At 74.0% G+C, this 14,334-nt stretch carries 12 protein-coding genes and 1 pseudogene; 6 read left to right on the forward strand and 7 right to left on the reverse strand.

Annotation, left to right across the window (positions count from 1 at the left end):
* Positions 1-324: 324 nt before the first annotated feature.
* Genes ACWD6P_RS18175 through ACWD6P_RS18185 form a run of 3 tightly spaced genes read left to right on the forward strand, consistent with a single transcriptional unit; the run spans position 325 to position 2,742 of the window.
* Positions 325-1,155, forward strand: coding sequence for a GNAT family N-acetyltransferase (locus ACWD6P_RS18175; protein ID WP_451445103.1), 831 nt, complete (start codon positions 325-327; stop codon positions 1,153-1,155).
* Positions 1,152-2,048 (forward strand): lysophospholipid acyltransferase family protein, encoded by an 897-nt coding sequence (locus ACWD6P_RS18180; protein ID WP_451445104.1) that lies wholly within the window; start codon positions 1,152-1,154, stop codon positions 2,046-2,048. Before ACWD6P_RS18175 ends, ACWD6P_RS18180 begins: the two co-directional genes overlap by 4 nt.
* Complete coding sequence (locus ACWD6P_RS18185; RefSeq protein ID WP_451445105.1) at positions 2,041-2,742, forward strand: DedA family protein; 702 nt, start codon at positions 2,041-2,043, stop codon at positions 2,740-2,742. The genes ACWD6P_RS18180 and ACWD6P_RS18185 overlap by 8 nt, the downstream gene beginning before the upstream one ends.
* Here the strand turns inward: ACWD6P_RS18185 and ACWD6P_RS18190 are convergent.
* The 5 genes and pseudogenes from ACWD6P_RS18190 to ACWD6P_RS18210 form a co-directional block, all read right to left on the reverse strand.
* Positions 2,699-3,268, reverse strand: coding sequence for a winged helix-turn-helix domain-containing protein (locus tag ACWD6P_RS18190; protein WP_451445106.1), 570 nt, complete (start codon positions 3,266-3,268; stop codon positions 2,699-2,701). The genes ACWD6P_RS18185 and ACWD6P_RS18190 overlap by 44 nt on opposite strands.
* Positions 3,269-3,669: 401 nt before the next feature.
* Positions 3,670-4,317, reverse strand: coding sequence for a rhomboid-like protein (locus ACWD6P_RS18195; protein ID WP_451445107.1), 648 nt, complete (start codon positions 4,315-4,317; stop codon positions 3,670-3,672).
* A 202-nt stretch (positions 4,318-4,519) separates the two neighbouring features.
* Positions 4,520-5,542 (reverse strand): glutamine synthetase, encoded by a 1,023-nt coding sequence (gene glnII, locus ACWD6P_RS18200; RefSeq protein ID WP_451445108.1) that lies wholly within the window; start codon positions 5,540-5,542, stop codon positions 4,520-4,522.
* A gap of 216 nt (positions 5,543-5,758) precedes the next feature.
* Complete coding sequence (locus ACWD6P_RS18205) at positions 5,759-6,904, reverse strand: ARPP-2 domain-containing protein (protein ID WP_451445109.1); 1,146 nt, start codon at positions 6,902-6,904, stop codon at positions 5,759-5,761.
* Positions 6,901-8,357: pseudogene (locus ACWD6P_RS18210) on the reverse strand (hypothetical protein). The gene ACWD6P_RS18205 and the pseudogene ACWD6P_RS18210 overlap by 4 nt, the downstream one beginning before the upstream one ends.
* A gap of 214 nt (positions 8,358-8,571) precedes the next feature.
* Here ACWD6P_RS18210 and ACWD6P_RS18215 point away from each other — a divergent pair.
* The 3 genes from ACWD6P_RS18215 to ACWD6P_RS18225 all read left to right on the forward strand — a co-directional run bounded on the left by ACWD6P_RS18215 (position 8,572) and on the right by ACWD6P_RS18225 (position 11,551).
* Entirely contained in the window at positions 8,572-9,480 is a 909-nt protein-coding gene (locus ACWD6P_RS18215; protein WP_451445110.1) for a Gfo/Idh/MocA family protein, read from the forward strand.
* 95 nt (positions 9,481-9,575) lie between these two features.
* Entirely contained in the window at positions 9,576-11,165 is a 1,590-nt protein-coding gene (locus tag ACWD6P_RS18220; RefSeq protein WP_451445111.1) for an AMP-binding protein, read from the forward strand.
* Positions 11,166-11,278: 113 nt separating this feature from the next.
* A complete protein-coding gene (locus ACWD6P_RS18225) occupies positions 11,279-11,551 on the forward strand; it encodes a hypothetical protein (RefSeq protein WP_451445112.1) in 273 nt (90 codons plus the stop codon).
* 25 nt (positions 11,552-11,576) lie between these two features.
* On the opposite strand, the gene ACWD6P_RS18230 is transcribed toward ACWD6P_RS18225, so the two are convergent.
* Both ACWD6P_RS18230 and ACWD6P_RS18235 read right to left on the reverse strand, forming a co-directional pair.
* A complete protein-coding gene (locus tag ACWD6P_RS18230) occupies positions 11,577-12,167 on the reverse strand; it encodes a PadR family transcriptional regulator (RefSeq protein WP_451445113.1) in 591 nt (196 codons plus the stop codon).
* Between the two features lie 59 nt (positions 12,168-12,226).
* Entirely contained in the window at positions 12,227-14,260 is a 2,034-nt protein-coding gene (locus tag ACWD6P_RS18235; RefSeq protein WP_451445114.1) for an oxidoreductase, read from the reverse strand.
* Positions 14,261-14,334: the final 74 nt, after the last annotated feature.

Here is a 14,334-nt window from a genome sequence, read left to right on the forward strand (position 1 = left end):
GGCAGGGTGTCCGGACGTAAAGCGAAGCAGTCCGGACACCCTGCCCCGGAGGACCGCCACCGCACCCCGAAAACGCCCCGCGCAGCGGCAATCAGCTCGCCGCAGGCGCAACGGCGACAAACCCCCACGGCGGGCCAGCCGACAACGTGTGAAGCCAAGCCAAGCGCAGCGAGAAGTGTTACGCGGAGCCTCACCCATTCGCTCCCTACGCTTCACGCGCCCGGCCGCCGGGCCCGGGAACAGTCTGGCGGGTAGAGAAGGGCCAGGTCATGGCCGTGGCCCGCCGGTCTATCGCAGCCTCCCCACTCCCCATGGAGGGCTCCCATGAGCATGGCAACGACCGCGTCCACCCCCGGCACCGCTCCCGGTCACGCCGCCGCACCCGCGGCCTCGGCACCCGTGGCCTCGGCACCCGCGGCCTCGGCACCCGCGGCCTCCGCGCCCGAGTACACCGCGCAGATCGCCGCATCGCTTCCGCAGATCCGCGCCGCACAGCGGCTGCGTCACCAGGTCTTCGCCGGCGAGATGGGCGCGACCCTGCACTCCCCGCTGGCCGGGCACGACATCGACGCCGTCGACGAGCTCGCCGACCACCTCATCGTCACCCGCACCGCCACCGGCGAGGTCGTCGGCACCTACCGGCTGCTGCCGCCCGGCCGCAGCCCACGGCTGTACTCCGACGGCGAGTTCGACCTCGGCGCGCTGGAGGCGCTGCGTCCCTCCCTCATCGAGGCCGGCCGCTCCTGCGTCCACCCCGACCACCGCACCGGCGCCGTGATGACCCAGATGTGGGCCGCCCTCGCCCGCTACACCCTGCTCTCCGGCCACCGCTATCTGGCCGGCTGCGCCTCCGTCCCGCTCGCCGACGGCGGCACCGCCGCCACCCACGCCTGGGAGCTGGGCCGCACCCGCTACGCCGCGCCGCCCGAGCTGCAGGTCACCCCGCACCACCCCTGGCACTCCACCGTCCCGGCCCCCGACCGCCCCAGCCTCGCCCAGCTGCCCCCGCTGCTGCGCGGCTACCTGCGGATCGGTGCGTACATCTGCGGCGCGCCCGCCCACGACCCGGAGTTCGAGGTCGCCGACTTCTTCGTCGTCCTGGACATGGAACGGCTCGGCGACCGCTACCGGCGCTACTTCCTGGGGGAGCGGTGAAGCACGGCCCCTGGGACATCTGGTCGGACTGCACCCCGGCCTGTGCCGCCCACGCCCTGCCGCGGATACCGGCCACCGGCGTCGCCCGGCGCTCGGCGGCGTTCGCCCACCGGGTGCGCCGGGCGCTGACGGACGGTGAGCGGATGGCCGATCCGGTACGGCTGCGGGCCCACGCCGGAGGGCTCCTCGACGCGCTGGGCATACGCCGGGAGAGCCCCGAGCCGGGGGCCGGTGCGCTGACCTCCGGGGCGGGCGGCCCCGGCACCCTCCTCGTCGTCAACCACATCTCCTGGCTCGACATCCCCGCCCTGCTCGCCGTCGAGCCGGTCACCCTGCTCGCCAAGCGCGAGGTCGGCGGCTGGCCGGTGGTCGGCGGCCTGGCCCGCAGAGCCGGTACGCACTTCATCGACCGTACGAGCCCCCGCCGACTGCCCCACGCCGTGGCCGACTTGTCCGAGATGCTCGCCTCCGGGCGGTCGGTGGCGGTCTTCCCGCAGGCCACCACCTGGTGCACCGCCGGCCAGGGCGCCTTCCGCCGGGCCACCTTCCAGGCCGCCCTCGACGCGGGCGCCCCGGTCCGCCCGGTGACCATCGAGTACACCCAGCAGGGCCTGCCCAGTACGGTGGCCGCGTTCTGCGGCGAGGACACCTTCCTCGCCTCGCTGCGCCGGGTGCTCGCCGCCCGCGCGCTGACCGTACGCGTCACCGCGCATCCGGTGTTGACGGCGGCGGGCCGCGATCCGGGCCTGGACCGGCGGGAGTTGGCGGCGCTGGCGGCACGGGCGGTGCTGGGCGGGCGCCCGGCGGCGGCCACGCGGCCGGTACGGGGTGCGGCGGTGCGGCACACGCCGGGGGCGACCGCGGGCATCCGGGACACCCCCGCCCATGTTTGACCAGCTCGACCAGCTCGCCGAGCCGCTCCAGGGCATGCTGGGCTCGCCCTGGCTGTGGCTGGTCGTCCTGCTGGTGTCCGGCCTCGACGCGCTGCTGCCGTTCATGCCGAGCGAGACCACGGTCGTCCTGGTCGCCGTGCTCATCGGCCCCGACCTGCCGCTGCTCGCCCTGCTGGCGGGCGTCGCGGCGGCCGGGGCGCTGGGCGGCGACTGCCTCGGCTACGCGGTGGGGCGGTACGCGGGTCCGCGCGCGATCGGCCGGCTGCTGCGCGGCGAACGCGGCCGGGCCCGGCACGCCAGGGCCCGTGCGAGGGTCGAGCGGCACGCCGCGCTGCTCGTCATCGCCGGCCGTTTCGTGCCCGGTGGCCGGGTGGTCTCGGCCCTGGCCACCGGAAGCGTCCGCTTCCCGCTGCGTCGCTTCGTCCTGCTGGACGCGCTGGGCGCGGGCGTCTGGGCGCTGTGCAGCGCGGCCCTCGGCGGCCTGGGCGGCGCGGCGCTCACCGACTCACCGGCCAGGGCGATGCTGCTGGCGTCCGCGATCGGCTTGCTGGTGGCGGGCGGTGTGGGGTGGCTGCACCGGAGGGGCGGCGGGTGTGCGCCCGCCCGCTCCGAGGAGGGCGGGCGGGCGCCCGTCGCCGGCAGTCCCGGTCTCAGAGGCTCGGCACGTACTTGTAGCCGACCCGGCGCACCGTGACGATCGAGGAGCGGTGCTCGACGCCCAACTTGCGGCGCAGCCGGGCGACATGGACGTCGACGGTGCGGCCGTCGCCGACATGGCCGTACCCCCACACCGTGGTCACCAGCTGGTCGCGGGTGTGCACCCGGTGCGGATGCGCGACCAGGTGTGCCAGCAGCTCGAATTCGAGGTACGTCAGATCCAGCGGCCGGCCCTGGACCTGCGCGGTCCGCTGCTCGGGGTCGATCTGCACGATCGCGTCGCCGGTGGGCGCGGGTGCGGGCGCGGGTTCGGCGACGGGCTGCGCGGCGGCGGCCTGTTCGGCCGGTACGAGGACCAGGTAGCCGACCATCGGCGGCTGGCCGGGCAGCGCGGGCAGGCTGTGCTGGGGAGCCGGCAGCCAGGTCGCGCCGGAGTGGAGGAGTTCCGCCACCGGCGGCACCTCGTCGGGGGTCACGGCGCGCAGTCGGTGCCGGTGCGGGGTGGTGCGGGGCGAAGCGGGAGCCGTCGTGGAACCGGCGGTCAGGGTACGGACGTTCGTCATGGGAGTCAGCTCTTTCGCGCAGAGGGGCGTCGGGGACGTCGTGCGCGCGGGCAGGGCTGGGGACGCCGGTTCAGCGGCGTCGGTGAGGCATGTGCGGGCCCGCGCTCAGTGCGCGCGGCAACACAGACGGTCGAATGCGTGCGCCTGCCGGGACGGCCAGAAAGGCTCGAGGTCGCTGCGACCTGTCGCGGTGTCGGTGAGGCTGGCCATGACCCCATTGAACCAGACAGCCGGTGATCTGTCCCCGCTCGGGTGGTGGTGTGACGGGATTCCGCCGTGCCCGGCCCGCGCAGGTGGCGGGGCCGGGGGTGATCCGGATCCGACTCGGCTTCTTCGTCACGGAGTTGGGGATGCGGAGGCGGGTGTCCGGTGGCCGGAAATCGATGGGTGGAGCACTCCGGCTATATCCGGCTTGTCCCTCTCGTGGTGCGTCGCTCCGCGCCGGCCCGCATCCCGTGCCCCATCGCCACTCCGAGCGCCAGCGCCACCAGATGCCCGGCGTCGGTGAACGTCCGCCCGCGTCGCAGCACCGGACGTATGCCTAGGGCCAGCAGCCCGGCGGTGGCCGCGGTCCGCGCGCCGCGGTGCGGGACGCTCGCGGCGAGGGCGCCCAGCGTGGCGTTGAAGCCGTAGCTGGCCCCGACGTCGACGGCCCGCGCGGTCGCGTCGGGCGGCGCCTCCCCCCTTGCCTCAAGGGCATGGGTGGTGCCCCCACGCACCCGGCCGCGCAGCCCCGCGTACACCAGCAGGCTGGCGCCGGTGTGTCCGGCCGCGAACACCCCGGCCGCGCGCGCGGCGCCCCAGCGTGTCTCGGCCGTGCCCAGGGCGGCGAGCAGCGCGGCGGCGTAGGGCACCGGCAGCGGTTCCTCGACGAGCGCCGCGCTGGTGGCCAGCGTCTCCCAGCGGCCGGCCCGCAGATTGGCGACATTGGTGGAGTGCCGGCGCAGCAGCTCCGTGCGCCGGCCCTTCGGCAGGCGGGCGGTGGCGTACGCGCCGAGCTGGACGGCGCCGACGTACAGCGGTGCGAGCCAGGGCATACGGGGTGTCATCGCAGGCTCCATCGGCGGCCGCGGTCCGCCCCGGTGTCGGTCTTGACGTTGATCGCAAGCATGCACCCAGCCTGCCAGCCGCCACTGACAATCGGCCCCGGTCCGGCGCGACGGACCGCGCCGGGCGGGAGGGGCGGCACGCCGAAGGGCCGGGCCGGCCGGCCCGGCCCTTCGCGCCGATGCATCAGGCGTTGTGCCTGGTTCAGATCTGCTCGCGGCGCGCCAGCTCCGTGCAGCAGGTGTCCACGATCAGCCGGGTGACCACGTACGGGTCGACGTTGGCGTTCGGCCGGCGGTCCTCGATGTAGCCCTTCTTCTCGACCTCGACCTGCCAGGGGATGCGCACCGAGGCACCGCGGTCGGAGGCGCCGTAGCTGAACTCGTCCCACGGCGCGGTCTCGTGCGCGCCGGTCAGCCGGTCCTCGATGCCGGTGCCGTACTGGCGGACGTGCTCCAGCGGCTTGTCGCCCTCGCCCAGCGCCTCGCAGGCGGTGATGATCGCGTCGTAGCCCTCACGCATCGCGCGGGTGGAGAAGTTGGTGTGCGCGCCCGCGCCGTTCCAGTCGCCCTTGGCGGGCTTGGCGTCCAGCGACGCGGTGACGCCGAACTCCTCGGCCGTACGGTGCAGCAGCCAGCGCGCCACCCACATGTGGTCCGAGACCTCCAGCGGCGGCAGCGCGCCGACCTGGAACTCCCACTGGCCGGGCATGACCTCGGCGTTGATGCCGGACAGGCCGAGGCCGGCCGCCAGGCACAGGTCGAGGTGCTTCTCGACGATCTCCCGGCCGAAGATCGCGTCGGCGCCCACGCCGCAGTAGTAGTCGCCCTGCGGGGCCGGGAAGCCGCCGCCCTCGGGGAAGCCCAGCGGACGCTCGCCCTTGAGGAAGGTGTACTCCTGCTCGATGCCGAAGATCGGCTCCTGGCCGGCGAACTTCTCCGCCACCGGGCGCAGCAGCGCACGGGTGTTGGAGGAGTGCGGGGTCAGGTCGGTGTTGAGCACCTCGCACAGCACCAGCAGGTGGTCGCCGCCGCGGATCGGGTCGGGGCAGCTGAACACCGGCTCCAGGACGAGGTCCGAGGAGCGGCCCTCGGCCTGGTTGGTGCTGGACCCGTCGAAGCCCCAGCGAGGCAGCTTGGACCCATCCGCCAGGATCCTGGTCTTGGAACGGAGCTTGGCGGTCGGCTGGGTGCCGTCGATCCAGATGTACTCGGCCTTGATGGTCACGGGGTCCTCTTATACGGGTAGGTGCGGGTACGCGTGCGGGCGTACTGCCGCACATTCGCAACAGGCCGTTTCCCGTCCGTTGCCCGTATGTGAACCGCAGGTTACTCAACCGGACATCCCGCAGTTCCGTAGCCGTTGGCCCGTATGTGCCCTGGTTTGTCCAGCTCGATATGTTCCGCTTTGTTCCCTGCGGTGTGGCGCACGGCTCAACCGGGCTCAACCGGACCGCTTCAGCAGCCCCTCGAATCCCAGACGGCAGACGCGCCGCCTCAGCTCCTGGCCGCTGATCCCCATCGCCTCCGCGGTGCGCCCCACATGCCACTCGTGCGCGGCGAGCCGGTGCAGTACGTGGCCCCGCCGGACCTGCTTGTCGGTGAGCCGGAACGTCTTGAGGTAGGCGATCCGCCCCTTCCCGTCGGTGATCAGCTCGCCGATGTGCTGGGTGCGGTGCAGCGCGAACGGCGGCAGGAAGCGCGAGAGCCGAAAGCGCCCCATCCGGTACACCTGGCGGACGTCATAGGACTCGTCGAGCAGCTCGTCCGCCATCAGGCCGGCGTGCTGCGCCTCCCACTCCCGCGCCCGGCGCCCGGCGGCGGCCCGCAGGTCCGTGAGCGAGGTGATGTACTCCGCCGCGATCGTCGCCGTGAAGTCCGCCACCGGGCCGCCGTAGAGGGCGTACTGGTACATCAGCTCGCCGTACAGGTCCTGCAGCAGCGACGGGTGCAGCGCCCGGTAGTCGTCCGGGTGCGGCACCACGAAGGCGGCGGCCAGCGCGTCGGCGACGTACACCATCACCCCGCACTGCCCCGGATGGATCTCGAAGACCCGCAGTGCGTCGTCGAGGCCGGGCACCCGCTCGCCCAGGTACGCCCGCTCCGCACGCGGCGAGAGCCCGTCGCGCACCGCCCGCCGGGTCCACTCCTCCCAGAGGACCGGCGGGCCGCCGAAGTGCAGTGCCAGATAGCCGTCGAGCGCGAGATGGAGCGGCAGGAAACGCAGCCCGCCCCAAGGGCCGTCGGACGGCCGCCCCCTGGAGTGCCCCTTGCCGCGCCGGTGGACGAGCCTGCGGGGAACGTGCAGCGGCGCACAGGCGACCGGGCCGCCGCGCCCCTCGCTCAGCTGCGAGCCGTACGCGGCGGCGGGCGATCCGTCACCCGTCCAGTTGGCCACGAACCCATGCGGAATGTACGAGGTGTAGGACGCGCTCCCGTCGGCGCGTACGGTCGCCGTCCCGTCCTCGTAGAGCTCGCGGTGCAGCCGCAGATCGCGGATCGGCTCCGCGCGCACCAACGGGACGAGCCGGACCGCGCCCCACACCTGGGCCGGCCGGGCCCGCAGCCCGCTCAGATCCAGCCGGTTCATACCGCCACCGCCTCCCGCCCCGTCTCCCCGTTCAGGAACCGCCGCACCCGGTCGTCCATATGGGCCCGCAGCTCCGCCAGCCCCGTCCGCCCCTCCGCGAACCGCGCCAGCTGCACCAGCGCCGGCAGATCCTCCGCATCGCGCACCCCGGCCGTCGGCACCGCGGCGGACAGCCGCCGTACGGTGAAGTCCTCGGCGTCGTACACCGGGTTGAGGTGCACCACGGAGGTACGGCGCTCCGGATCGAGCCGGGCGCGCCACACCCGCAGCACCTCACCGGCCAGGCCGGGCGGCGCGTTGTCCCACCCGTCCGACACGATCACCAGCCGCTCCGGCGCGCCCTCCAGCGCGTCGAGCAGCCGCATCCCCAGCGGCGTCGGCCCGTAGGGGTACACGAGCAGCGGGTCCCGCCGCCCCGAGGTCCAGTGCGGCACATACGACCCCGCCAGCGCCTCCAGCAGGAAGTGGCAGGCCAGCGCGGTCGCCAGGGGGCGCTGCCGCTTCTGCCGCGAGCCGGTGGTGGAGAAGCTGTCGTCGAGTACGGCCGCCACGGCGCCCCACGTCCCGGCCCGTGCACCGGCCGTCCGCCGCGCCGCCGCCCGCAGCGCACCGGTCAGCTCGGCGCGCCGGGCGGCCCGGTCGTCGAGCGGCAGCCCCAGCACGTACGAGGCCAGCCGGGTCAGCGGCAGGCGGGCGAGATCGACGTCCACCTCGGCGCGCCGGTTGCGGGCCGACTCCTGTACCCGCAGCCGCTCCAGCCGCGTCATCCGCGGTGCGATCCGCTCCAGGAAGACACGGCGGTCGATGCCGTGCGCCGCCCCGAACCCCTCGGCGACGGTGAACGGCAGCTCGTACACCGCGCCCTGCTCGTAGTGCGCCCGGCGCCAGGCGTCCAGCAGCGGGGTGGTGAAGTGCTTGCGGCGGTGCGGTGCGAAGAGGAAGTCGCCCAGCTCGGCGGCGGTGCCGTCCGGCCCGTCCAGCGGCAGATGGGCGTGGCGCGCCGCGCACCGGAGGCCGGCGCGGTACTTCACGGCGTCCAGGGCCGGGTCGGGCGCGCCGCGAGCCAGTCGCGCATGATCGCGCGGGTGCGGCGGTTGTTGACCTTGGCGGCGCGCAGGGCGCGGAACAGGCGGTAGACGCGCGGTGCGGGCAGCCGTGCCAGCCGGGCCGCGATCAGCCGTCCCTCGGTCACCCGCTCCTCGGCCGTCGCCTCGCCCGCGGTCTCCAGCAGTCGGCGCACGATCAGCGCCGCGTTGTGGTCGTTGATGTCCAGCGCGAGCGCGGCGGCATACAGAGGGCGGTAGTTGACCCGTACGTACGCGTGGAGGAAGTCCAGCGACAGCCGCTGCTCAGCGGCGTCGGAGCGGAATTCGCGCTGTCCGGTGGAGGTGATCGCGGCATTGACGAACAGCAGCACGTCCTCGGCCGCCACCAGATCCGGGCTGCTCGCCACCGCGTCCTCCCCCCTTGGTCGGATGCCGGCCGGGGAATGGGGGCACGAGCAGCGAATCGTTGCTTTGCAGAGCAGGTCCGGAAGTCGCACCGGAGTCCCGCGGCCGGCCCGTGCAACGTAACACCGCCGCCGCGTACGGGCATACGGATTATCCGCCGGGCCCGCGGCCGTCCGGCTGCTCGTGCCGCGCCGCGCCCCGCGGGACACTGGCCCCATGACGACCATGCGCATCGGACTCCTCGGCACCGGCCCCTGGGCGCGCAGCGTCCACGCCCCCGCCCTCGCCGCGCACCCCGGCGGCGAGCTCACCGGTATCTGGGGGCGCAGGCCGGAGGCCGCCGCCGCGCTCGCCCAGGCCCACGACTCCCGCCCGTACGCCGCCCCCGAGGAGCTGTTCGCCGCCTGCGACGCCGTCGCGATCGCCCTGCCGCCGTCCGTCCAGGCCCCCTTGGCGGCCCGCGCCGCCGCGGCGGGCTGCCACCTCCTCCTGGACAAGCCGGTCGCCACGTCCGTGCCCGAGGCCCGCGCCGCGGCCGAGGCCGCCGACCGCGCCGGTGTCGCCTCGGTGGTCTTCTTCACCGCGCGCTTCGGAGCGGAGGAGGGCGAGTGGATCGCCGCCCAGGCGGCCGCCGGCGGCTGGTTCACCGCGCACGCCGACTGGCTCGCCCCGGTCTTCGTCGAGGACACCACCAGCCCCTACGCCCGCTCGCCCTGGCGGCGCGAGAAGGGCGGCCTGTGGGACATCGGGCCGCATGCGCTCTCCGTGCTCCTCGCGGTCCTCGGCGACGCGGAGGCGGTCACCGCCGCCCGGGGGCCGGCCGACACGGTGCTGCTGACGATGCGTCACAGCAGCGGGGCGGCCAGCTCGGCGACGGTCGGCCTGAGCGCCCCGGCCGCCGGCGCCGGCGTCGAGGTCACCCTCCGCGGCACCGCCGGCACCACCACCCTGCCCCGCCGCCGGCACGGCCCGGACGCGGCCTACCACCGCGCCGTCGACGCCCTGCTCGCCGCCGCCGGGACCGGCCTGCCCAACGCCTGCGACATCCACTTCGGCCTGCGGGTCACCGAGATCCTCGCCGCGGCGGAGGAGACCCTGGCCCCGCTCATGCCCCTGAGGACATGACCACATGGCGCAATTGGTCGTGGAGAGCATGAGTGGCGGCCCGTAGCGTCAGCGGCGTCAGCCGTACCGCGCCCGCACCCAGGAGCCCCGCCGCCATGCCGCCTGCCACCGGATTCACCAGCTATGTCGACACCGTCCTGGCCGCCCTCGCCCGCGATCCCGACCGCACCGTACTGACCGGCCCCAAGGCCCCGCCCGAGGCCACCGGTGCACCGGGCGCCGGGGCCCGCCCCGAGGTCACCGCCGGCGCCTTACACGCCGCCGTCCACCGCATGGCGGCAGTCCTCGCCGAGCACGGCATCGGCCGCGGCCGGACCGTCTCGGTCCTCAGCGGCAACCGCCCCGAGGCGCTCGCCGCCCGCTACGCCGCCAACCTCCTCGGCGCCCGCGTGGTCCTCCTCTACGACGGCATGGCCCCCGAGGTCCTGGCCCGGATAGCGGCGAGCGCCGAGACCGCGCTGCTCCTCGTCGACCCGGAGCTGCACGCGTCCGCACGAGCCCTCCTGGCCCACACCGAAGGGCCGCTGCCAAAGGTCATGACCTTCGGTCCGGCGCCGGCCGGCCTCGGCACCGACCTGCTGGCGGCCTGCGCCGCCCTGCCCTCGACTCCCGTCGTGCCGGGTGCCGCCCGCCCGGAGGACGACTGGTCCATCCGCTACACGGGTGGCACGACCGGCATCCCCAAGGGAGTCCGGATGGCGCACGCCCCGTACGCCAAGATGCTCGCCCAGCAGCCGGCGGCCCCCGGCGGACCGCCCCGTTTCCTCGCCTGCACCTCGCTCGCCCATCTGGCGGGCGTGCTGGCCGATGTGGCGCTCGCGGCCGGCGGCAGCGTCGTACTGCACCGCGCCTTCGACCCCACCGCCGTCCTGGCCGCCATCGCCCACGACCGCATCAGCCATCTGTGGCTGCTGCCCCCGCTCCTCTACCGCCTCCTGGACGACCCCACCCTCCCCGCCACCGACCTCGGCTCGCTCACCAGCATCACCTACGGCGGCTGCGCGGCCTCCCCGTCCCGGCTGGTGCAGGCCGCCAAGGCCTTCGGCCCGGTGCTGTACGGGATCTACGGCATGTCCGAGGCGATGTCGATCACCGTCGCCCTGCCCGAGGACCACACCCCGACCGGCCCCGGCGGCCGGATCACCGTCGGCCGCGCCCTGCCCGGTGTCGAACTCGCCATCCGTGACGCCGAGGGGCGGGACCTGCCGGCGGGGGAGCAGGGCGAGGTCCACGTACGCTCCGCCGGCGTGATGTCCGGCTACTGGAAGCAGCCCGGACCGAGCGCGCAGGCGCTGCCCGGTGACGGCTGGCTGCGCACCGGCGACGCAGGCTGCCTGGACGACGACGGCCGGCTCTACCTCGTCGACCGGATCAAGGACCTGATCATCGTCGTCGGCGGCCATGTCCACCCGGCGGAGGTCGAGGACCTGCTGCACGGCCACCCGGATGTCGCCCAGTGCGCCGTCTACGGGGTGCGTACGGCCGACGAGACGGAGGAGGTGCACGCCGCGGTCGTGCCCGCCCCGGGCCACCGCGTGGACGCCGCCGCCCTCCGTGCCTTCGTCACCGAGCACAAGGGCGCGATGTACGCCCCGAGCACCGTCCGCCTCCTCGACGAGCTCCCGCTCACCCCCGTCGGCAAGCCCGACAAGGCCCGTCTGCGGGCCATGGCCACAAGGCCCTGAAACCACCCTGGCCAGGGGCCCCAAATCGCCCCTGGCCAGGGGCTTTTGTCAGTGGTGGCCAGTAGAATGGGAACCAGTCAGTGAGGGTTTTCCCACGCTCCAGGAGGTCGCCGATGGCCGCTGCCACACTCATGACGAAGCCTCTCCCCGCCCACCCGCTGCCCAAGAAGCCGCTGCCCGCCGGATGGCCGCGCGAGCGGTACGAATCGCACAACCGCCGCCTGAAGGCCATGCGGCTCGCCATAGCCCTCCTCGACACCGGCGTCTACCGCCCCGAGCAGGCCCACAACCACAAGATCCGCAGCACCGCCGCGGAGATCGGGGTGCACACCCCGTCCGACACGACCTGCCGCCTGGTGCGCGCCCTGATCTACGACAACTGCTGACGGCGTCCGGCGGGCGGCCCGGGGCTCACTCCCCGGGCCGCCCGCCCGGGCCCTCGTCCGCCCCGGCGCCCGCCGCGGAGTCCGGCCCCAGGTCCGCCACCTCCGCCAACGCCTCCTCCAGCCACTCCACCCAGAACGTCTCCAGCCCGATCCCGGCCCGCAGTACGAGCCGCCGCAGCCGGTCCTCCGGAGCCTGTGCGGCGCTGAAGTCGCGCCCCTCGATCTTCTGGTACTCCGCCAACTGCCGCCGGTGCAGCGCCAGATGACGGCCGAGCTCCTCGTCGAGACCGGCGCGCCCCACCACCGCCGCCGCCCGCAGCCGCACCAGCAGCGCGTTGCGGACGGGCTTGTCGTCCTGCTCGCCGGACGCCCAGCCGGTCAGCTCCGCGCGTCCCGCGGGCAGCACCTCGAACTCCTTCTTCTGCCCCCGGGTCGGCTGCTCGGAGGGCAGCGCCCGGATGAGCCCGGCCTGCTCCAGCTTCCCCAGCTCCCGGTAGATCTGCTGATGCGTGGCCGGCCAGAAGTACCCGATCGACCGGTCGAACCGGTGGGTCAGCTCCAGCCCCGACGACGGCTTCTCTAGCAGGGCGGTGAGGATCGCGTGCGGGAGGGACATGGGGGAATCCTAGGACGGGCCCGGCCCACAAGGCCCGTCCCCGGCACGGCGGCCGCAGGTCACAGGGCCGCCGCCAGCTCCGTGCCCTGCTTGATCGCGCGCTTGGCGTCCAGCTCGGCGGCGACGTCCGCCCCGCCGATCAGATGCACGGCCCGCCCCCGCGCCCGCAGCTCCTCGTGCAGCTCCCGGCGCGGCTCCTGCCCGGTGCACAGCACGACGGTGTCCACGGCGAGCGTGACGGCCGCCCCGTCGACCGTGAGGTGCAGCCCCTCGTCGTCGATCCGCTCGTACGACGCCCCGGCGATCATCGTGACCCCCCGGTGCCGCAGCTCCGTACGGTGGATCCAGCCCGTGGTCTTGCCCAGCCCGGCGCCCACCTTCGACGTCTTGCGCTGGAGCAGATGCACCTGGCGCGGCGCCCCGGCCCGCTCGGGCGCCCGCAGCCCGCCGCGCTCGCCGTACGCGGTGTCCACACCCCAGGCGCGGAAGTACGTCTCCGGATCCCGGCTCGCCCCGTCGCCGGCATCGGTCAGGAACTCCGCGACGTCGAAGCCGATGCCGCCCGCGCCGATGATCGCGACCCGCTCGCCCACCGGCGCGCCGTCGCGCAGCACATCGAGGTAGCTGACGACGCTCGGGTGGTCGATCCCCGCGATCTCCGGGACGCGCGGGGTGACACCGGTGGCGACGACCACCTCGTCGTACGCGTCGAGATCACCGGCCGCGACGGGGGTGTTCAGCCGCACCTCCACCCCCCGCAGCGCGAGCTGGGTACGGAAGTAGCGCAGCGTCTCGTCGAACTCCTCCTTGCCCGGCACCCGCTTGGCGATGTTCAGCTGACCGCCGATCTCCGCCGCGGCGTCGAACAGCGTGACGTCATGGCCGCGTTCGGCGGCCGACACGGCGCACGCCAGCCCCGCCGGCCCGGCGCCGACCACCGCGAGCCGCTTGCGCAGCCGCGTCGGCGCGAGCACCAGCTCGGTCTCATGGCAGGCCCGCGGATTGACCAGACACGAGGTGATCTTCCCGCTGAAGGTGTGGTCGAGGCAGGCCTGGTTGCACCCGATGCAGGTGTTGATCTCCGCGGCCCGGCCCTCCCGGGCCTTCCCCACGAAGTCCGGATCGGCCAGGAAGGGCCGGGCCATCGAGACCATGTCGGCCCGCCCGTCGGCGAGCAGCTCCTCCGCCACCTCGGGGGTGTTGATCCGGTTGCTGGTCACCAGGGGCACCGAGACCGACCCCATCAGCCGCTTCGTCACCCAGGTGTACGCCCCGCGCGGCACCGACGTCGCGATGGTCGGGATGCGGGCCTCGTGCCATCCGATGCCGGTGTTGATGATCGTCGCGCCCGCCGCCTCGATCTCCTTGGCGAGCGTGATCACCTCCTCCAGCGTCGATCCGCCCGGGACCAGGTCCAGCATCGACAGCCGGTAGATCAGGATGAAGTCCGCGCCCACGCGCTCCCGGATGCGGCGCACGATCTCCAGCGGAAAGCGCACCCGGTTCTCGTACGAGCCGCCCCACCGGTCCGTACGGTGATTGGTCGCGCCCGCGATGAACTCGTTGATCAAATACCCTTCCGAGCCCATGATCTCGACGCCGTCGTACCCGGCGGACTTCGCCAGCTCCGCGGCCCGGACATAGTCCTCGACGGTCTGCTCGACCTCGTCGTCGGTGAGCGCGTGCGGGGTGAAGGGGCTGATCGGCGCCTGGATCGCACTCGGGGCGACCAGATCGGCGTGGTACGCGTACCGCCCGAAGTGCAGGATCTGCATCGCGATCCGCCCGCCCGCCGCGTGCACCGCCTCGGTCACGGTCCGGTGCTGCGCCGCCTCCGCCTCCGTGGTGAGCTTGGCACCGCCCTCGTACGGCCGTCCCGCGTCGTTCGGCGCGATCCCGCCGGTCACCATCAGGCCGACGCCGCCCCGCGCCCGCGCGGCGTAGAAGGCGGCCATCCGCTCGAACCCGTTCTCGGCCTCCTCCAGGCCGATGTGCATCGACCCCATGAGCACCCGGTTGGGGAGCGTGGTGAACCCGAGGTCGAGCGGGCTCATCAGGTGCGGATACGGGCTGGCGGGGCTCGCGGGGCTCATGGCGGACTCCTTGCGGGGTGGACGTACGCAACGTTGTAGACCAGCCGCGGGCCCTTATGCAACAAGTTGCAAAA

Source organism: Streptomyces sp. NPDC002446, assembly GCF_053595675.1.

What these genes read in the sequence shown, in the direction of transcription:
- ACWD6P_RS18175 (WP_451445103.1), top strand. Translation starts at nt 325, where the DNA reads ATGAGCATGGCAACGACCGCGTCCACCCCCGGCACCGCTCCCGGTCAC.
- ACWD6P_RS18185 (WP_451445105.1), top strand. Translation starts at nt 2,041, where the DNA reads ATGTTTGACCAGCTCGACCAGCTCGCCGAGCCGCTCCAGGGCATGCTG.
- ACWD6P_RS18190 (WP_451445106.1), bottom strand. Translation starts at nt 3,268, where the DNA reads ATGACGAACGTCCGTACCCTGACCGCCGGTTCCACGACGGCTCCCGCT.
- ACWD6P_RS18195 (WP_451445107.1), bottom strand. Translation starts at nt 4,317, where the DNA reads ATGACACCCCGTATGCCCTGGCTCGCACCGCTGTACGTCGGCGCCGTC.
- ACWD6P_RS18205 (WP_451445109.1), bottom strand. Translation starts at nt 6,904, where the DNA reads ATGAACCGGCTGGATCTGAGCGGGCTGCGGGCCCGGCCGGCCCAGGTG.
- ACWD6P_RS18215 (WP_451445110.1), top strand. Translation starts at nt 8,572, where the DNA reads ATGACGACCATGCGCATCGGACTCCTCGGCACCGGCCCCTGGGCGCGC.
- ACWD6P_RS18220 (WP_451445111.1), top strand. Translation starts at nt 9,576, where the DNA reads ATGCCGCCTGCCACCGGATTCACCAGCTATGTCGACACCGTCCTGGCC.
- ACWD6P_RS18225 (WP_451445112.1), top strand. Translation starts at nt 11,279, where the DNA reads ATGGCCGCTGCCACACTCATGACGAAGCCTCTCCCCGCCCACCCGCTG.
- ACWD6P_RS18230 (WP_451445113.1), bottom strand. Translation starts at nt 12,167, where the DNA reads ATGTCCCTCCCGCACGCGATCCTCACCGCCCTGCTAGAGAAGCCGTCG.
- ACWD6P_RS18235 (WP_451445114.1), bottom strand. Translation starts at nt 14,260, where the DNA reads ATGAGCCCCGCGAGCCCCGCCAGCCCGTATCCGCACCTGATGAGCCCG.